Source organism: Bradyrhizobium erythrophlei, from assembly GCF_900129505.1.
In the GTDB taxonomy this organism is placed as follows: Bacteria; Pseudomonadota; Alphaproteobacteria; order Rhizobiales; family Xanthobacteraceae; genus Bradyrhizobium; species Bradyrhizobium erythrophlei_D.
The window spans coordinates 3,112,514-3,127,467 of record NZ_LT670818.1; the positions used below are offsets into that span (position 1 = coordinate 3,112,514).

Below are 14,954 nucleotides of genomic sequence, written 5' to 3' on the forward strand. Positions count from 1 at the left end.
AAACTGACTCGCGTGTGTGGGACCTTTTCATCGCACCAAGCATTTGGTGACTGCAGCATTTCGCGGCTCAAATTCGGCGAATTCGGTCAAATCCTCGAATGTGAGCAATATCGACCAGCGTCTCACACTGCAAAGACGCAAAGTGCATAATCGGCATACTGCTACGATCTCCGCACCGTTCCGGCATTCATTGGTGACAGAGAGTTCGGTCGTGTACCTGCCAGATTTTAGGAGAGGCATCTGTGCCCGATCCACAAACGCCCGCTTTATCGCTTCCCATGGCGGCGCGGCCTCGTTGTCCCAAATGCCAGTCGCGCATGGAGATCCACCATATCACCTCAGCACGCTCCGGGTTCGAGCACTGGACCGTGCGGTGTAAGTGCGGCCTTATCCATGAGGTGCAGGTAAACGCCGACCCGATGAAGTCCGATGCTATCGGTTGGGAGCGCAGCGACCTGAGACCGCCTCCGCAAGGACGATGACATGAAACCATTGACGCCCATCGATCTCGATGACCACGATTGGGATGGCCGAGCATCCGAGGCTCTGGGGCAGGCCAAAAAGTTGCCGCCCGGGATTGAAGAGATCCGAAGCCCTCAGAAAAGCCGGACAACTTCGCATTGCCGCAGACATGAACAATTGGCTGATGGCGAAAGAGCCTGCGGCTGGATGCAGGTAGCTGGCTGACGGGCAATCGATACCCGCAGGATTGCAAAGTTTGAAGGGCCTTTCAGAATAGCTGGTTCTCTAGACCAGCGCCGAAATGGATGCAGGATGTCCGAGGTCGAACGACTACGCGATCAAGTCGAGAAGTGCCGCCAGCTTGCGCTTGTGTCGAAGCTCGTGCCCTATGGGGCCGATCAGACCGTTTACCTCGTTGTGAACAGCTTTAGCGCAAGTGGCACCGTCTACCGCGAAACCGAGGTCGAGCGGACGGACTTCGAAACCATCATCGCCGATTGCTTAACCGGCCAATTCAATGATCCAGTCCGCGTTATCGCCTTCAACACGCTTGAGCATTGGTCGGACGATGTTTCGGAAGCGATTGCCATCGAAATCCAAACACTATGCGATATCGAAGGGGTTTCCGTGCCTGAGCATGTCAGCGACTTCGTGGACCGCCACATAGACCCGGTTCGCCAACTCACGCTGAGGCTCGCTTGAGACTTGGGATACTCCCCGGCCAAAGCCCGCCGGCGGGCGGTATCAAAGCCGAAGAATGACGCCCTGCCTTACGTTGGCGCGCGCAATTCGCTCTAGAGCCAGCCTGCCGTTTGAGAGGATTTCATCCGAGGATCTTGCCCCCTCTTGCAGTTCTGTCAAATACGCCATTTCCATCCCGTCGCCGCCATTAGGCGAACATCTCGGCACCGGCCTCGGTGAAGGATTCGTGCCGCCACAGCTGGCCCTTGGCGCTGGCGACGTCAAGACCGGCCTTGTATTTCGTCGGGGCTGCCGCCGGCCTTCAGGAATGGGCGATAGATCAGTTCGATAATAGTAAAGAACATGCTCAGAGTGCGAAGCAGCAGACCGCCAACCAACATCAAGCTCACTCAAAGAGCCAGCAACAGAAGTAATTGAATACAAGGGCCGGCTAGATCAACCGGCCCTTACTTTACCCGCCGTCCCTTAAAAAATCCGGCGTTGGTCGTGTTTTGTTTGATGTTGGCGGTCTCACCCTGTTCTGCAGTGTTCACTTCACCTTTAACCTTTGCCGCGTCCTTGTTAACGTCAGTATGATCCCCTGTTCCTTTAGGACTGCGATTAGCAGGCGGTACGGGCGGCATTTCGTTGTGGCGCGACATTGTTATATCCTTTGCTCAAATTGAAAGGCCTGTAGTACCGGCCCTTTCGAGTTACTTTTTCTTCGACTTCATCATTCCCATCTTCATGGCCTTGTTCATGTGATCTTGACATCCGGGCATATCTTTTTGCGACATCGAGGATTTTGCAGAAGTCATTTCCTGCATGCCCATCGTTTTATTCTCACCATCCGGCATCTTCATGAGCATGGCGTCTGCCTTATCCATGTTCTTTTGATTGCAGGACGCCATCTTCATCGCTGACGCGGGAGCAGCAGCGAACATAAGTGCGGCTACAGCCGCAGCACTAACCACCTTGGAAATCATTCTTTCGTCCTCCACATCGGCCTGATTGCCGACAACGAAGAACTTTCCTAATCGGCCAAAGTTCCTCCAAAGAACTCGGGCGTACCGAAATGAAGCGGGCGGCCAACGCGCTGAAAGCGACAGTTTAATGCGAGCGTCACAACGGGCTCATCGGGCCCATCGCCGAACTTTCGCAACACGGATGCATCGCGGAAATCGCCGGTCGCTGGATCACCGGTGCGACTGAGCGCGACGGCACCACCTAAACCGCATCTCGTGCCCAGAGCCATAGCCCTCATTGGATACGGCGACATCTGCTGCCATAGGCCAAGCTGAGCATTGTGGCCCTGCCGTGAAGAGGGAAACGACTTCGACCACGCTTCACGCGATGCAATCTCGTTCCAACGTTACTTAGTGAACCGACGGCGAGGCTCGTCGTCGATTAACTTTGCCGCATTGCCATCTTGGAAGATACTTGCGATCAGCCCGGCTGCGATGCCGGGCTTTTCGTTTCCACGGCGGTTCGCAGCCCAGCATCCGGCCGCTTCCGTCAGCCGCCGCCACTGTCGTCGTCATCGATCGGATCGCGCAGCCGCTTCATGGTGAACTCGATATTTGGCCGATTGCAGGTTGCGCCAGTTCTCGATCTCGGTTTGGTATCTTTCCTTCGGGAAGCGCTCGAAGTATTCCGCGGCCAGTTTTCTAGCGGCCGAGCGTTCCTTGGTGAACTTCTCACAGATGAAGGGGTCTTTCGGCATTCCGTCTCTCTGCGCGTTTCAGCCCAGCGCATCTCGGGTTCGGCGGAATAGTCGCACACTCTCAATTCTGTCGCACCGCCCGCACCGATATTGAATGATGTCCATCAGCGTCGGGAGAGCTTTTCTCGATCTTCATCGCCTGAGGTGCGGTAGTTGCCTGGCATGCAACTAAACAGCAACAGCGATGCTGTCCTATTCCTTCAGCCCGGCCGCACGCCATCCGTCGACGGCAGGCCCAGCGTTTCTCTAAGGTGCGCAACTGAGCGCCGCCCGAGATTTGGTAAGCTCACCAACGTTTCGTCAAACGCCTCGCGAACCTCGCCGACGGTGTTTAGGCCGGCGGCCGTCAACACGTTCCGGATCCGCAACGGCAGTTCAACATTATCGAGCGGGGTATCGTCCGTCCGGTAGCTCGGGCGTTGGCTGGAGCCTAGTAGTACCGCACAGTGATTATGATTCATTGGGCGAGGGCGTTTTAGAGCCTTCCGAGGGATAGGCACGGCCCATTTTGGCGCGGGCTTTCTCGGTTGTGAACATCCATTTGATGCGGGCGCGTGAAGCGTTGCGCTGCCGCTCCCAGGCGGCGATCTCGGATACGAGTTGTTGCCGGTTGTCGATGCGTCTGTCCAGACACTGACTGCGCAGCACGCCAATCTCGATCTCCACCATATTCAGCCAGCTGGCGTGCTTGGGGACGTAGTGGAACTCCAGCCGGCGCAAGATGCGTCGCGCCTCGGCCGGCGGGAAGGCTTGGTAAAGCGCGCCGACTGAGTGGGTCGATAGATTGTCCAACACGACCCGGATGCGCTCTGCCTTTGGGAAGTGAACATTGGCGAGTTCGCGCATGCAGGCGGCGAAGTCGACCGCAGCGCGGCTGTCAGTGACTTTGACCTTGCGCCAGGGCCGGTGCACGTCGAGGAAGATGAACAGGTTGACCGTGCCATTGCGCTTGTACTCACAATCGTAGCGCTCAAGTTGGCCCGGCGCGGCTGGGATCGGCTGGCGGACTTCGCCGATGAGCTGGGTTGGGCTCTCGTCGAAGCAGACCACCGGGCGCTTCGAATCGGGCTGTTCGGCATAAAGGTCGAGCACATCCTCCATGCGGGCGACGTACTCGCCGTCGACCTGCGGAATGCACCACATGTCCTTGCGCCAGGGCTTGAGGTCGTTTTCAGCCAGGCGCCGGCGCACAGTCTCTCGGGAGATGTCGTCGTGCTCGGTGAGCCTGACCAACTCGCCCGCCAGGAGTTCCAGGGTCCAACGCGCCCGGCCTTTGGGTGGGCTCGAACAGGCCGTCGCAACCAGCAGGGCTTCCTCCTTCCCTGAGAGCTTGCGGGCCGCTCCGGGGCGCGGCTCCTCGCTCAGCGCCGCCTCCAGGTTGCCGAGCACGAAGCGGCGCTTGGTCCGGTAGATAGTCGAGCCGCTTGCGCCGACACCGGTGGCGATTGCTTCGTCGCTCGCGCCTGCATCGGCAGCCAGTAAAATCTGCGCTCGCTTGAGCTTGCGCGCGGCGTGCTTGCCGCCACTCAAAAGCGCTGTGAGTTCTGCCCGCTCGGTTTGGCTCAGTTCGACCCGATAGCGTACATTCATCCCTGCCTCCTCGCTCGTGTGAGGCTTGGACGAACAGCTGAATCGGATGGCCGGCGTGAGTCCCGCTGCAAAAAACTTCACGCCCAAGCAAGGGCAGTATCTGGCGTTTATCCACCTCTACACGCGGCTGCATCGCAGGCCGCCGGCGGAAGCCGACATGCAAGAATATTTTCGCGTCAGCCCACCATCCGTTCATCAGATGGTGCTGACGCTCGAACGGGCAGGTTTCATCAGACGGCAGCCGAGGGTCGCCCGCAGTATCGAACTCCTCGTTGATCCTCAGCAGCTTCCCGAGCTACTTTGATCCAGTATTCAACCCGTCAAATTCACCGTGCAGCGGTACTAGTCGGTTCGCTCATTTCCCCTTCAGTCGCCAATCTCAATCAATCTGGATGCCTTTTGTAGGCCAGGTAGCTTTTTGCCGGTTCCCTTTGTTGATTTCTTCTTGGCGCCGGCGACGAGATGATCCGGCTTGCTTTCGAGATTCGCCATAAGCCTTTCCATAATGGCATCTCGAGTCTTTTTGCTTTTCAGGGAATATCGGTGAATGGTTATGGTCAGCTTGTCCTTGCCCGCATCATAGTCGTGCTCGATCTTTGGCTTTTTGGACATTTCTCTCTCCTCCCGGCGCTCGGTAGATCAGCGTTTCGGTTTGGCAGATCGACCCGATCCTCCCGAAATTTAGGAGGCCCCTTAGTCAGTCGGTGCTTGCGTTGAGCACGTTCTTCGGGCGTTCCAAGGCTTGCGCGTGCCTACTTCGATTTCCGAAGCTGCTCTTCCAACTGCTGCACCAGCTTTTGCAGGCGCTCCATGGTAACGGGGTCGCTAGGGACGGCAGCCATCCGCTTGGCCTGTCCCAGCCGCCGCTGCAGCTCTTCTCGGTCGCTCTTTTCATCCATGGCGACACTCCCTCTCGGTTAGACAAGAAAGCAGCGCAATGGTTCATATTCTTAGTGCGACATTTTGGGCTGCAAAAACTCAGTTGCACCCAGTAAAACGTAAAGCGTGTGCCGATTTGTTCAAGCGTGCAGCCCGATAAGGCTTGCGACAAAGAGAACGACGACGATGACGCCGATGATGTAGAAGATGTTCATGGTGTACTCCGATAGAGGCATCGCGATTTTCAGCATGAAATCGGCCACCTCCAATTGAGCCAATGTCTAATACGCGCAAGCGTTCCGCCTGCGGTGTGAGCCACCTCCATAAAAATCTGTGAATGTGAGCAATATTGATCAGAACTCGGGAATCCCGAAGCAAATGATGACTACATCACCGCACCGTCCCGGCATCTATCGGTGACTGAGAGTGTCGCGCTCCCACCCAACCAGGGAAGCGTGTCATGCTCAATCGTTCGGTTCCCTCGTTTTTTCATGGAAAACCCACTAGCGAGCGTCCGTTCTGTGCGGACTGCGAGTGATCGCAACCAACTTCTTCTTAAAGAAGTAAATCATCGCGTCAATAACAGCCTGGCGCTGGTGGCAAGTATGCTTCACTTGAAAGCCGCGACCGTCGAAGATGACGTTAAGGTTCATCTTGACGAAGCGTCGCATCGCATCACCGCTATCGCCCGCGCCCACCAGCGACTTTACCAGACGGAGATGTTCGAGAAAATTGAACTTGGTCCTTACCTCGAAGATATCTGTCAAAGCTTTTCCAAATCCATGCCCAACTGTCATCTGCATGTGAGTACAGCGGCTGGAATAGAAGTCCCCCCGGATCAGGCTATTCCGGTGGCCCTATTAGTGAACGAATTGATTACGAACTCTGCGAAATACGGACATCCTAACTCCAAATGCGAAGTGTGGATCGAGGTTGTTCGGGCCGATGCAAAAATATCGGTTTCCGTGCGAGATAAGGGAATAGGATTGCCTCCGAACTTCGAATCCACCTCCCATAAGGGCTTGGGGATGAGGCTGATAAATGCATTCGCCGCACAGCTAGGCGGTAAACTTGTAATTCGCCGACATGCCCCCGGCGTAGAGTTCGTCCTCACGTTCCCGATAGGGCGAAATGAGTTCGACCCTTACCTCGGCCAGCGCCGATGAATCACGAGCAAGTTGTTACTTTATCACCCGCAGCCCAAATCCGCGCTCTAACCGATTGATCGCTTCGGCCAGTTCGTTGGTGTCCAGCACTGCAACCAATCGGGTGATGACCTCATCGGCATCAGTCATCCCCAACTCTAGGTGTTCAGCGATAATCAAACCGACCTGACGCAGTGCGGAGAGAACCAATTCCTGATCGGTCATTGCGAGCTTCACGGTTCCTTGAACGAAAATGGGCGTTGCGCCGAAGACGGTCTAGTGTCCTGAATCAGAAGTTCGGCGGACTCCACTCGATGATAGCGGACTCTCCAGATTTTGGGGAGGATTGGCGATGGGGCGACGCTTTGCTCCGCTGGGGCTGGATGAGGTGGAACGCGCTGAGTTGACGTCGCTGGCGTCGCGCCGGAGCACTGCGCAGGCCTTGGCGCTGCGCGCCCGGATCATTTTGGCCTGTGCTGACGGCGAGCAGAGCAAGGTTTGTGGCGGCCCGTCTGGCTGTCGATCCCGACACGGTTGGCAAGTGGCGGCCACGGTTCTCCGAGCGTCGGCTTGAAGGTCTTTGGGACGAGCCGCGATCGGGGACGCCGCGAACGATCGAGGATACCCGGATCGAGGCGGTGATCGTCCGCACCCTTGAGACCCAGCCCCCCGTCGCCACCCACTGGAGTTCGCGCGGCATGGCGCGGGCCAGCGGGCTGTCGGTCTCGACAGTACAGCGGATCTGGCGCGCGTTCGGCCTGCAGCCGCATCGGTTGGAGACCTTCAAGCTCTCAACCGATCCCGACTTCGTCGCCAAGGTTCGCGACGTCGTCGGCCTCTACGTAGCGCCGCCCGAGCGCGCCATCGTACTGTGTGTCGACGAGAAGTCGCAGATCCAGGCGCTGGACCGCAGCCAGCCGATGCTGCCCATGCGACCGGGCCAGGCGGCGCGCCGTAGCCACGACTACAAGCGCCACGGCACCACATCGCTGTTTGCCGCCCTCGACATCGCAACCGGCCGGGTCATCGGCAAGTGTTACGGGCGCCATCGCGCCAAAGAGTTCCGCAAGTTTCTCGATGAGATCGAAGCCGCTGTTCCAGATGATCTGGACGTCCATCTCGTCATGGACAATTACGCAACCCATAAGACGCCGTTGATCCGCAACTGGCTGGCAAAGAGGCCGCGCTGGCACGTCCACCTGACGCCAACCAGTTCATCCTGGCTCAATCAGGTCGAACGCTTCTTTGCGCTCATCACCGAGCGCAAGATCAGGCGCGGCATCTATCGCAGTGTGGCGGCGCTACGCGCCGAGATTACGTCCTTCATCGAACATCACAACGCAGACCCGAGGCCGTTCCGATGGACCAAATCAGCCGACGACATTCTCCGCTCGATCGAACGCTTCTGCGCTTACAACTTGCCTCCCAAGATTTAAAATGCCACGAACGTTTGGTTCAGAACTATTGAACGGTTTTCCGCGCGGCACCCGTGCCACGGCATCGTTCGAAGGACTTCAAGGAAGTAAAATTGAATCGCGGGCGGCCGATGGCTCCGGCGCGTCAGGATGCCTAATGAGTTACACCATCAAGCGCGAAGTGCTTTCCGGTCATGACGCAATCGTTTTGGAGGTATTGACATGGGGCACGCTGAAACCTCGTAAAAGAAAGTGTCACTGACGCAATTCGTGCATTCGGACTGTACTTTTCCGAAGTTCCAGAATTCGATTGTAAGCCGGTTCTTTTCCCGAGTGACCGCAAATGACCACGCTTCAGGCAATCATTTTGGGAATGTTTTTGGCGTTGACTCCGTCAGCGTTGTTCTGACGTGGGTGGTTTGGCAGGAGGGCAAGTTGTCGCACGATCAGCTCGAATATCGCTGCTTTGAGAATGCCGCTTCCGATTTGATCGACTGCGCCGCGCATATCAACGACGAGATCACCACCCAGCAAGAACTCGTGGCGCGGCTCCGGTTGATCAATTCGTGCAGGATGGTCCTCGTCGCCGTAGGCTTCACCATCAGCATGGATCGCAAGCCCCTCGTCCTTGAGGACTATCAAGAGGGTCTAGCCACCCGCCGGGGCTAAGGAGGCTCCCGTGGAGAAGCCAGACAAGGACATGTTTGACCCTAAGGACTTTCTTGCCAAAGTGGGCGCGGGAAAGCGGGTGTTGGAATTCCATAAGAACCAGCACGTGTTCGAGCAAGGCGATGTCGCCGACACGGTGTTTTACATTCAAAAAGGCAAGGTCAAGCTTACTGTCCTGTCCGAGCAGGGCAAGGAAGCCGTCGTCGCGATCCTAGAGCCCGGGCAGTTCTTTGGTGAAGGCTGCATGAATGGCCACAAGCAACGCATCTCGACGACGACGGCGATGGAGGATTGCCTGATCACGGCAATCACGAAAGCCGCGATGGTTGCCGCAATCCACGACGAGCCGCAATTTTCGGAGTTATTCATGGCGTATCTTCTGACCCGGAACAGCCGGATTGAAGAGGATCTGATCGATCAACTATTCAATTCGAGCGAGCGGCGGCTTGCTCGGTTGCTGTTGCTGCTCGCGAATTTCGGCAAGGAAGGCAGCCCGCAGCCGATCAGTCCAAACATTAGTCAGGAAACATTGGCGGAGATGATCGGCACCACTCGATCCCGAGTCAGCCATTTCATGAACAAGTTTCGCATGCTTGGTCTCATCAGCTACAACGGACACATCGAGGTTCACAATTCGCTGTTAAGCGCGGTTTTACATGAGAAGCCCCTGCTAAAAGAGCGTGACTAGAAGCAATCCCCCAGAAGTGACGGCCCAGCGCGGCGGGCCCAACTTCGGCTACCAAAAACATTTAGAGCCTTGTGAGCAGTTTTGATCAGAAGGTTCGGATCGCCAGCGCGCATGATGTCTATGTCACCGCCCTGTCCATGGCATCTTTCGGTGGCTGAAAGTTCGGTAGCGCTTCCGTCTGGTATGGATTGCTTCGTCTACCGCGAAAACCCGGTGCACTATCGACAGCTCTTAGCCGAACGCACCGAATTCACTGACACCGGTGAGCGAGGACAACGGAGGATGTTATGAGCACAAGTTATGCATCAACTTTCCTTGCGTGCGGAGGGATTTTCGTTCTCTCCTTCGTTGCAATTTGGGCATTTTGGTTTGTGGACCGGTTGCGGGGAGCGAGTGCTCCACACTTGTGATTCTTCCATGGCGACGTGTGCAGTCGTTTGACCGTTGTCCCAATCTTTTGAAACGCCTGCACAATCGGTTTCAATAACGGTGCCCAAATCGGTCGTAGTGACACCCGAGCAAACGCGATCGAGTGGCTTTAGGAGTCTGGATTGGTCGCCGGTCATACGTCCAAAATCCTGAACTTTGTACTAGAGCCCATGGAGAGCAACCCGAACGATCCGCCGAACGGCTTCGAAACCGATAGGGTTCACTTCGTTTGTCTCATCATTCTATGTGCGTCCTCATGTATGACGTTGCCATGGTGAGAAGGTGAACAGCCGCAGTCCCCAATTCCTGCATCTCTTTGTCCATCGTGTAGGCGCCTGCTGCGCGGTGGTATGCGATGCCTACGGTAGCGCAGGCGTCGGTGACGAAGTCGGCAATTCGGTCATCCTTTTCAGGCGCGCCCCGCTCTTCACGCGCCAAGACCATTTTCAAAGCTGCGCCGGAAGTGAGTTCGGCAATTTGAGCATCTTCTAATTCGGGAGGAGGTAAACCTAATTCTGCTGGCTGGCATTGCCTAGACGCCTCTTCGACCGCTCGATAAAAATGAGGCTTTTGCGCTTCATCGGCGTTTAGATAATTTTTCAGGAAGCGCCGCGCCCTTGCTTCAAGGTGTTTGCGATCAAGCCTAACCTTCCTTCGCCGCTTGCGCTGCTCGGATTTGAACCAGCCAAACACCATTTCATACTGCCTCACGGCGCAGATAGGAGAGCGCGATATACCGATGCCCGACCAATTTTGAGAAGACTTCGCAATTTTATCGGTACGGCACATCCGACACGGGCATCAGCACAAACAGCTTTGACCTGAGAAGGACTTGCATCAAGTAATAAAGACGGCGCGAGTACTGGGGCGGGTCTAATGGTCCTGCAAAAATACTGATCCGCCCCGCCAACTGTGTTGCTCGACGGATGGCGTCGGGCTCAGTACGGTCAGGTCTTAGGTTGATTCAAAAAGTATAACGCAGCCAGCCCAGACCGGAGTATTTCCGTGAGTTCTCGGCGAATTCACCGTCGAACCGCGCGCCGACCGAAAACCCGTTCCTGAACCCGATCTCCGCCCCAGCCGACGCAAGTGCCAAATCGGTGGCCGGCGCTGCACCCGTCACGACGAAGATTGATCCGGGCAGCGCCTGGAACCCGGCGGTGATGTTCGGCGCGGACCAATTGTCGTGAGCCCAGGCGGCACGGCCAAGCAGGGTCAGTCTGGTGCCGTAGTCAACCGGAATGCTCCAGTCGAGCCAGGTGCCAAGCTCCGTGCGGGTCGTGGTGATCGTCCTGGCGTCGTAGGAAAGTGCGAAAACCGACGAGCCCGAGAGCGCAGTTTCACTGTAGGACGGAGTTCGGAAGGCCTGCACCTGCACGGCGGCATAGGGAGTGAACCCGGACTGACCCGGCCAACCCACGTTCGGAATGGCGAAGCGATATCCGCCTTCGAGCCGGCCACCAATGTCATTGGCGGAGAAATCGGCGGCGAGATGGTCGGCACCCGCCACGGTCACGAACCGGTCGGTGTTAAACTGATGAAAGCCGTAGGCGATTGCGGCCGAGACATAGGCCGCATCTACACGCGTCGTGCTGTAGATGGCCGCCTGGAACATGTCGCTGCGTCCGCTGCCTAGACCTTCCGACAAGCCATAGCGGGTAGCCCCGCCCGAAAGCGCGAAGCCGGCCACCGTGTAGGGCGTGACCCGATAGTCGAGGCCAGTAGCAAAGCCGACGTCGCTCACTGATCTGTCGTGGCTTCCAACACCCAACGCGTCACCGTTTGCATTGGTTTGCCCACCATAGGCCGCAGCCCAAACGCCCCAAGGACGAGGATCGGGGTTCCACGCGACAGCACCCGGGACAGCCTTGACGTACATCGGAGATACGGGGCGGGTCGGGGCGAACGGGCGGTTTTCGGCGTACGGATTGGTCACCAGCGACAGGAATGAGTTCATCGCCTGGGTTCCTGCCTGCGCGGCGCCGGTACCGACTTCTCCAGAAAGCTGCGTGAACGCGCTTTGCAGTTGGCTGGGTGGCAGGAACGAGAGCAGGCTGGCGAATGCCGGCGGCAGCGTACCGCCGTTTCTGACAAAGGTATCGATGGAATTTGCGACCGCGCGTTGATTGCCCGTGGCCGAGGATGGTAGCACCGACGAAGCCGAGGCCGTGGTCGTCGTGCATGTTGTGATGGTGTTGGTATCCAACGTGACCGCACCGTTTTGTGCCAAAGCATCACCGCAGATTATTTTAGCGCTGGTATTAAGGGTGATGCTCGTCAGTGCGAGAATATCCCCAACGAACGATGTGCTCGTGCCAAGCGTTGCGGAACTGCCAACCCTGAAAAATACATTGCCACCCTGAGCACCGTTGATCAGCGAAATGCTCGAACCGCTGGCAGTGGTCAGCGTGCTTCCGACGTTGATGATGAAGACTGAGTTCGGGTTGCCTTGCCCGTTAAGCGTGAGGTTCCCAGTCAATTGCGCTGACGTATTAAAACCGTAGACGCCCGCTACCAGCGTTTTGCCTCCGAGGTCCTGACCTGTCAGATTAGTTGTAATGGGCCTACCTGCCAGAACATTGAAAGCGTTCGTGTTATCAATTTGAGCTTGAAGGGCAACGGCATCGGCCGCATGTATCACCCCGCCGTTTACAAGGCCCGGGGGGAACCCAGTGATCGCGGTGCCAGGGCTGACGCCGACATTTCCAGTGATCACTGTCGAGCCTGTGTTGGTGACCGTTGAGCCGGCCAGAACTCCGAAGCTCCCCGCCGTCAACAGGGACGGCGCCTGCGCATGGCCAGGAGAAGTCAGGGCTGTTGCTCCCATCAGGCCCAGCACCGCCGCTGCGCCCCGAATTCCGGCCCGCTTTTCCGATGATGTCCGCACCCACGCGGGGACGAACGAAAACCTGCTCATATGACCGTTGGCACACATCGGGTTTCCTCCGGTTCTTAATCACGGGAACGTTAGACCCGGAATCGCGGTTCCATTGTGTTAAAACAGTGGTACAAGAGCTTTTTCGGCAACTGTTGCGAAAATGGCGCGAGCGCTCGCCTCGGCTCATCCGGATGAACCTAGACGTAGGGCGCGATCTCGCGCTCTTCCGTGCCCATTTGGGAGCATGAGTCTGGCATTCCCGCGCCGGTCATAATGCGCTACCTGCCGGTGTTACAGACGATCAAAAAAGCGGTCGATGTCGGAAACGGAAGTGTCCCCGCTCGCGCGGCTTATCCGTTCGACCCTCTGGAGCAGACATCGTCAGGCTACACGCGGTACATCTGGGGGAAAAGTTCGCCCTTGAAGGCGCTTGAGCCGTCGGTAGATCTTACCGGAGCGAGCGCCAGTCTGAGCTGTGTGGCGTGACACGGTAGGTCGGTCGTCCGCCGGAATTCATTTTTTTGCTGACTTTGCGGTCGACCGGACGGATCGCGCTTCCAGGGAATCAGAGCCCCCTCCTTTGCTGCGGATGAAGCGCAGCAGCGCGTTGACCCGCGACATCTTCAAGCGGTCGATGGGTACCATCGCCTTGATCCAGAGGTCCGGGACGGGAAAGTCGGGCAGCGGCACCACCAGGGAGCCTCTGCGGATCTTCGGGAGCGCTACGTAGTTGCTCAAAAGCGCGATGCCGAGATGCGTCTTGGCGGCCTCAAGCAGCACGCTCATGTCATTGGCGGACAGCGGTGCAGGCGCGACCGTCATGGCGCCCCGCGACCGCAAACCCCTTATACTGCAATAGACAACTGTCCGCCGCCCGATGCTTCGATAATTTCAGGCACCTTAGTAATCTCTATCTTCATCGGGATTATCCGTGAGGAGTTGCGGATTTAGTGATGCTCACGGCCGAGTTTGAAGCTTGGAAAGATTTGATAGCCCGGCGATATTTAGAACTTCATAATTCCAGTGTGGGAGCCATCGACCAGCTTTTCCGTCCCTGGAAAACGTCCCTATCAGTTCTTCAAGTACATTCTTGTTCTTAAAAGCAACCACCGGAGCCATGCGTTCGAAATAGGACCGCGATTCTGCGCGTGCAAATATTTCGAACGGTCCTCTTGTTCGTTGAGCGTAGAGCAGTGTCTCCGGATACCATGCTCTATAGTCGTTGGCATCCAATATTGCCGACCGCAAGAAAAGAACGAAGTCGGCGGCCATCACGTCGACGAATTTCAAACCGCTTGCGTGGCTCCTCTGTTCCAGAAAATCGCCTCGTAGCGAAATTCGTCGCAATTCGCTCTGTTTGGGACCAAGCGCTTTCATCGATTTCCACACGATAGAAAAGTTATGCATGAACTCGTCATGGTGCCTTTCGTCACTCACGTAAAATCTGAGATCCAGAAAATCAGCGAGTGTCTCGAAACGCTCATGCTTGAGCAAGATCGCTACAGCGTAAAGAAATAGCTCATGCACGATGAAGACGTAGTTGTCGAAATCCCAATCTTTCCAAGAAGACACAGCCTCTGGCCTCGACATCAGCGGAATGATGCGCTCAAAAAAATGCTGCAGCGACCTAGCAATCTCGGTGTCGGACGCGGGCGCGGCCGCAAGCATAAATTCGATAAATTCATTTCGATACGGGAGAAATGCCTCGATGTTGTCTATGACAGCTTGCGGAAAATCAGCGTGGTTTGGATCAACCTGAAAGCTCTCCAAAACCCTCACCAAAGAGTCTAGGTAGTTGGTGGTGGATGCTGATGCTGTACGCGACGACGTATTGAGCGCTTCGATTGTTCGTCTCGCTTTGGCTCTAGTAGGGCTGGGCGCTTCGTCATCTAAAAACGAAGGCATCTTTCCGAGTGCTGGCTTTACATATGCGGGCTTCTCGAAGAGCCAACGAAGCAACTGCTCGAAGTTTGTTGCATAGCGGCTCTCGGTCATATCAATATAGATTCGTGAACTCAGGAATGCGGGGAGGTAGGGTTCGCCGTTAGCATCGACCTCCGGTACCACCGCCGCAAACTTGCTTTGATCGGCTCTCCTATAGATTTCCGGCGACATTATTTGGGATTCGGTGCCGACACCGCCCTTCCTATTATTGGCTTTTTCCGCGTACTTGTTATCCGAAACAATGATCACTTTGGTGACTTCCGGGTTGGTCACCATTGCTTCCATGAACTGGACGGCATCGTTGCCCTCCCGCAAATCCCATTTGTCCAAAATGACGTCAACGCCGTTTTCGACAAGCTGCGTCGCGAGGTTGATGACCCACTGCTCGTGCGCGGGAGAGGTCCAACTGTACGAAATAAAGGCTTTAGGAGTCACCAAGCGTTCCTGAATT

18 protein-coding genes and 1 pseudogene are annotated in these 14,954 nt (G+C 56.5%); 6 read left to right on the top strand and 13 right to left on the bottom strand.

What is annotated here, in order from left to right; genetic code table 11:
• Window positions 1-483 precede the first annotated feature (483 nt).
• A complete protein-coding gene (locus B5525_RS43915; protein ID WP_154073220.1) occupies window positions 484-687 on the top strand; it encodes a hypothetical protein in 204 nt (67 codons plus the stop codon).
• Between the two features lie 87 nt (window positions 688-774).
• Window positions 775-1,164, top strand: a complete 390-nt coding sequence (locus B5525_RS14415; RefSeq protein WP_244567899.1) for a hypothetical protein — start codon at window positions 775-777, stop codon at window positions 1,162-1,164.
• Window positions 1,165-1,610: 446 nt separating this feature from the next.
• Here B5525_RS14415 and B5525_RS14420 read toward each other — a convergent pair whose 3' ends face one another.
• The 5 genes from B5525_RS14420 to B5525_RS14440 all read right to left on the bottom strand — a co-directional run bounded on the left by B5525_RS14420 (window position 1,611) and on the right by B5525_RS14440 (window position 4,456).
• A complete protein-coding gene (locus B5525_RS14420) occupies window positions 1,611-1,805 on the bottom strand; it encodes a hypothetical protein (protein ID WP_079566596.1) in 195 nt (64 codons plus the stop codon).
• A 51-nt stretch (window positions 1,806-1,856) separates the two neighbouring features.
• The gene (locus B5525_RS14425) at window positions 1,857-2,129 is read right to left on the bottom strand and encodes a hypothetical protein (protein ID WP_079566597.1); all 273 of its coding nucleotides are present in this window, start codon (window positions 2,127-2,129) and stop codon (window positions 1,857-1,859) included.
• A 551-nt stretch (window positions 2,130-2,680) separates the two neighbouring features.
• Entirely contained in the window at window positions 2,681-2,866 is a 186-nt protein-coding gene (locus tag B5525_RS14430) for a hypothetical protein (protein WP_244567900.1), read from the bottom strand.
• A 200-nt stretch (window positions 2,867-3,066) separates the two neighbouring features.
• Entirely contained in the window at window positions 3,067-3,327 is a 261-nt protein-coding gene (locus B5525_RS47805; protein WP_079566598.1) for a DNA-directed RNA polymerase subunit alpha C-terminal domain-containing protein, read from the bottom strand.
• Complete coding sequence (locus B5525_RS14440) at window positions 3,317-4,456, bottom strand: IS630 family transposase (RefSeq protein ID WP_079566206.1); 1,140 nt, start codon at window positions 4,454-4,456, stop codon at window positions 3,317-3,319. The genes B5525_RS47805 and B5525_RS14440 overlap by 11 nt, the downstream gene beginning before the upstream one ends.
• 46 nt (window positions 4,457-4,502) lie before the next feature.
• On the opposite strand from B5525_RS14440, the gene B5525_RS14445 reads away from it, so the two are divergent.
• A complete protein-coding gene (locus B5525_RS14445; protein ID WP_154073816.1) occupies window positions 4,503-4,760 on the top strand; it encodes a LexA family protein in 258 nt (85 codons plus the stop codon).
• 62 nt (window positions 4,761-4,822) lie between these two features.
• On the opposite strand, the gene B5525_RS14450 is transcribed toward B5525_RS14445, so the two are convergent.
• Together B5525_RS14450 and B5525_RS43920 are read right to left on the bottom strand one after the other, a co-directional pair.
• Window positions 4,823-5,068, bottom strand: coding sequence for a hypothetical protein (locus B5525_RS14450; RefSeq protein WP_079566599.1), 246 nt, complete (start codon window positions 5,066-5,068; stop codon window positions 4,823-4,825).
• A 140-nt stretch (window positions 5,069-5,208) separates the two neighbouring features.
• Window positions 5,209-5,355, bottom strand: a complete 147-nt coding sequence (locus B5525_RS43920) for a hypothetical protein (RefSeq protein ID WP_154073221.1) — start codon at window positions 5,353-5,355, stop codon at window positions 5,209-5,211.
• A gap of 501 nt (window positions 5,356-5,856) precedes the next feature.
• Here B5525_RS43920 and B5525_RS14455 point away from each other — a divergent pair.
• Window positions 5,857-6,501: a sensor histidine kinase gene (locus B5525_RS14455; protein ID WP_172899876.1), complete on the top strand. Its 645-nt coding sequence runs from the start codon at window positions 5,857-5,859 to the stop codon at window positions 6,499-6,501.
• Between the two features lie 15 nt (window positions 6,502-6,516).
• Here B5525_RS14455 and B5525_RS14460 read toward each other — a convergent pair whose 3' ends face one another.
• Window positions 6,517-6,705, bottom strand: a complete 189-nt coding sequence (locus tag B5525_RS14460) for a hypothetical protein (protein WP_079566601.1) — start codon at window positions 6,703-6,705, stop codon at window positions 6,517-6,519.
• A gap of 127 nt (window positions 6,706-6,832) precedes the next feature.
• On the opposite strand from B5525_RS14460, the pseudogene B5525_RS14465 reads away from it, so the two are divergent.
• Window positions 6,833-7,916, top strand: a pseudogene (locus tag B5525_RS14465) (IS630 family transposase).
• A gap of 333 nt (window positions 7,917-8,249) precedes the next feature.
• Here the strand turns inward: B5525_RS14465 and B5525_RS43925 are convergent.
• Window positions 8,250-8,537, bottom strand: a complete 288-nt coding sequence (locus B5525_RS43925; RefSeq protein WP_154073222.1) for a hypothetical protein — start codon at window positions 8,535-8,537, stop codon at window positions 8,250-8,252.
• A gap of 37 nt (window positions 8,538-8,574) precedes the next feature.
• Here B5525_RS43925 and B5525_RS14475 point away from each other — a divergent pair, with 37 nt between their 5' ends.
• Window positions 8,575-9,252 (top strand): Crp/Fnr family transcriptional regulator, encoded by a 678-nt coding sequence (locus B5525_RS14475; RefSeq protein ID WP_079566603.1) that lies wholly within the window; start codon window positions 8,575-8,577, stop codon window positions 9,250-9,252.
• 666 nt (window positions 9,253-9,918) lie between these two features.
• Here the strand turns inward: B5525_RS14475 and B5525_RS43930 are convergent.
• The 4 genes from B5525_RS43930 to B5525_RS14495 form a co-directional block, all read right to left on the bottom strand.
• Window positions 9,919-10,470, bottom strand: a complete 552-nt coding sequence (locus tag B5525_RS43930; protein WP_154073223.1) for a hypothetical protein — start codon at window positions 10,468-10,470, stop codon at window positions 9,919-9,921.
• A gap of 175 nt (window positions 10,471-10,645) precedes the next feature.
• A complete protein-coding gene (locus B5525_RS14485) occupies window positions 10,646-12,616 on the bottom strand; it encodes an ice-binding family protein (RefSeq protein ID WP_079566605.1) in 1,971 nt (656 codons plus the stop codon).
• Window positions 12,617-13,072: 456 nt separating this feature from the next.
• Window positions 13,073-13,381, bottom strand: coding sequence for a LysR substrate-binding domain-containing protein (locus B5525_RS14490; RefSeq protein ID WP_079566606.1), 309 nt, complete (start codon window positions 13,379-13,381; stop codon window positions 13,073-13,075).
• 135 nt (window positions 13,382-13,516) lie between these two features.
• The gene (locus tag B5525_RS14495; protein WP_172899877.1) at window positions 13,517-14,938 is read right to left on the bottom strand and encodes an SEFIR domain-containing protein; all 1,422 of its coding nucleotides are present in this window, start codon (window positions 14,936-14,938) and stop codon (window positions 13,517-13,519) included.
• Between the last annotated feature and the right edge of the window lie 16 nt (window positions 14,939-14,954).

What these genes read in the sequence shown, in the direction of transcription:
- B5525_RS43915 (WP_154073220.1), top strand. Translation starts at nt 484, where the DNA reads ATGAAACCATTGACGCCCATCGATCTCGATGACCACGATTGGGATGGC.
- B5525_RS14415 (WP_244567899.1), top strand. Translation starts at nt 775, where the DNA reads ATGTCCGAGGTCGAACGACTACGCGATCAAGTCGAGAAGTGCCGCCAG.
- B5525_RS14420 (WP_079566596.1), bottom strand. Translation starts at nt 1,805, where the DNA reads ATGTCGCGCCACAACGAAATGCCGCCCGTACCGCCTGCTAATCGCAGT.
- B5525_RS14425 (WP_079566597.1), bottom strand. Translation starts at nt 2,129, where the DNA reads ATGATTTCCAAGGTGGTTAGTGCTGCGGCTGTAGCCGCACTTATGTTC.
- B5525_RS14430 (WP_244567900.1), bottom strand. Translation starts at nt 2,866, where the DNA reads ATGCCGAAAGACCCCTTCATCTGTGAGAAGTTCACCAAGGAACGCTCG.
- B5525_RS47805 (WP_079566598.1), bottom strand. Translation starts at nt 3,327, where the DNA reads ATGAATCATAATCACTGTGCGGTACTACTAGGCTCCAGCCAACGCCCG.
- B5525_RS14440 (WP_079566206.1), bottom strand. Translation starts at nt 4,456, where the DNA reads ATGAATGTACGCTATCGGGTCGAACTGAGCCAAACCGAGCGGGCAGAA.
- B5525_RS14445 (WP_154073816.1), top strand. Translation starts at nt 4,503, where the DNA reads ATGGCCGGCGTGAGTCCCGCTGCAAAAAACTTCACGCCCAAGCAAGGG.
- B5525_RS14450 (WP_079566599.1), bottom strand. Translation starts at nt 5,068, where the DNA reads ATGTCCAAAAAGCCAAAGATCGAGCACGACTATGATGCGGGCAAGGAC.
- B5525_RS43920 (WP_154073221.1), bottom strand. Translation starts at nt 5,355, where the DNA reads ATGGATGAAAAGAGCGACCGAGAAGAGCTGCAGCGGCGGCTGGGACAG.
- B5525_RS14460 (WP_079566601.1), bottom strand. Translation starts at nt 6,705, where the DNA reads ATGACCGATCAGGAATTGGTTCTCTCCGCACTGCGTCAGGTCGGTTTG.
- B5525_RS43930 (WP_154073223.1), bottom strand. Translation starts at nt 10,470, where the DNA reads ATGTGCCGTACCGATAAAATTGCGAAGTCTTCTCAAAATTGGTCGGGC.
- B5525_RS14485 (WP_079566605.1), bottom strand. Translation starts at nt 12,616, where the DNA reads ATGTGTGCCAACGGTCATATGAGCAGGTTTTCGTTCGTCCCCGCGTGG.
- B5525_RS14490 (WP_079566606.1), bottom strand. Translation starts at nt 13,381, where the DNA reads ATGACGGTCGCGCCTGCACCGCTGTCCGCCAATGACATGAGCGTGCTG.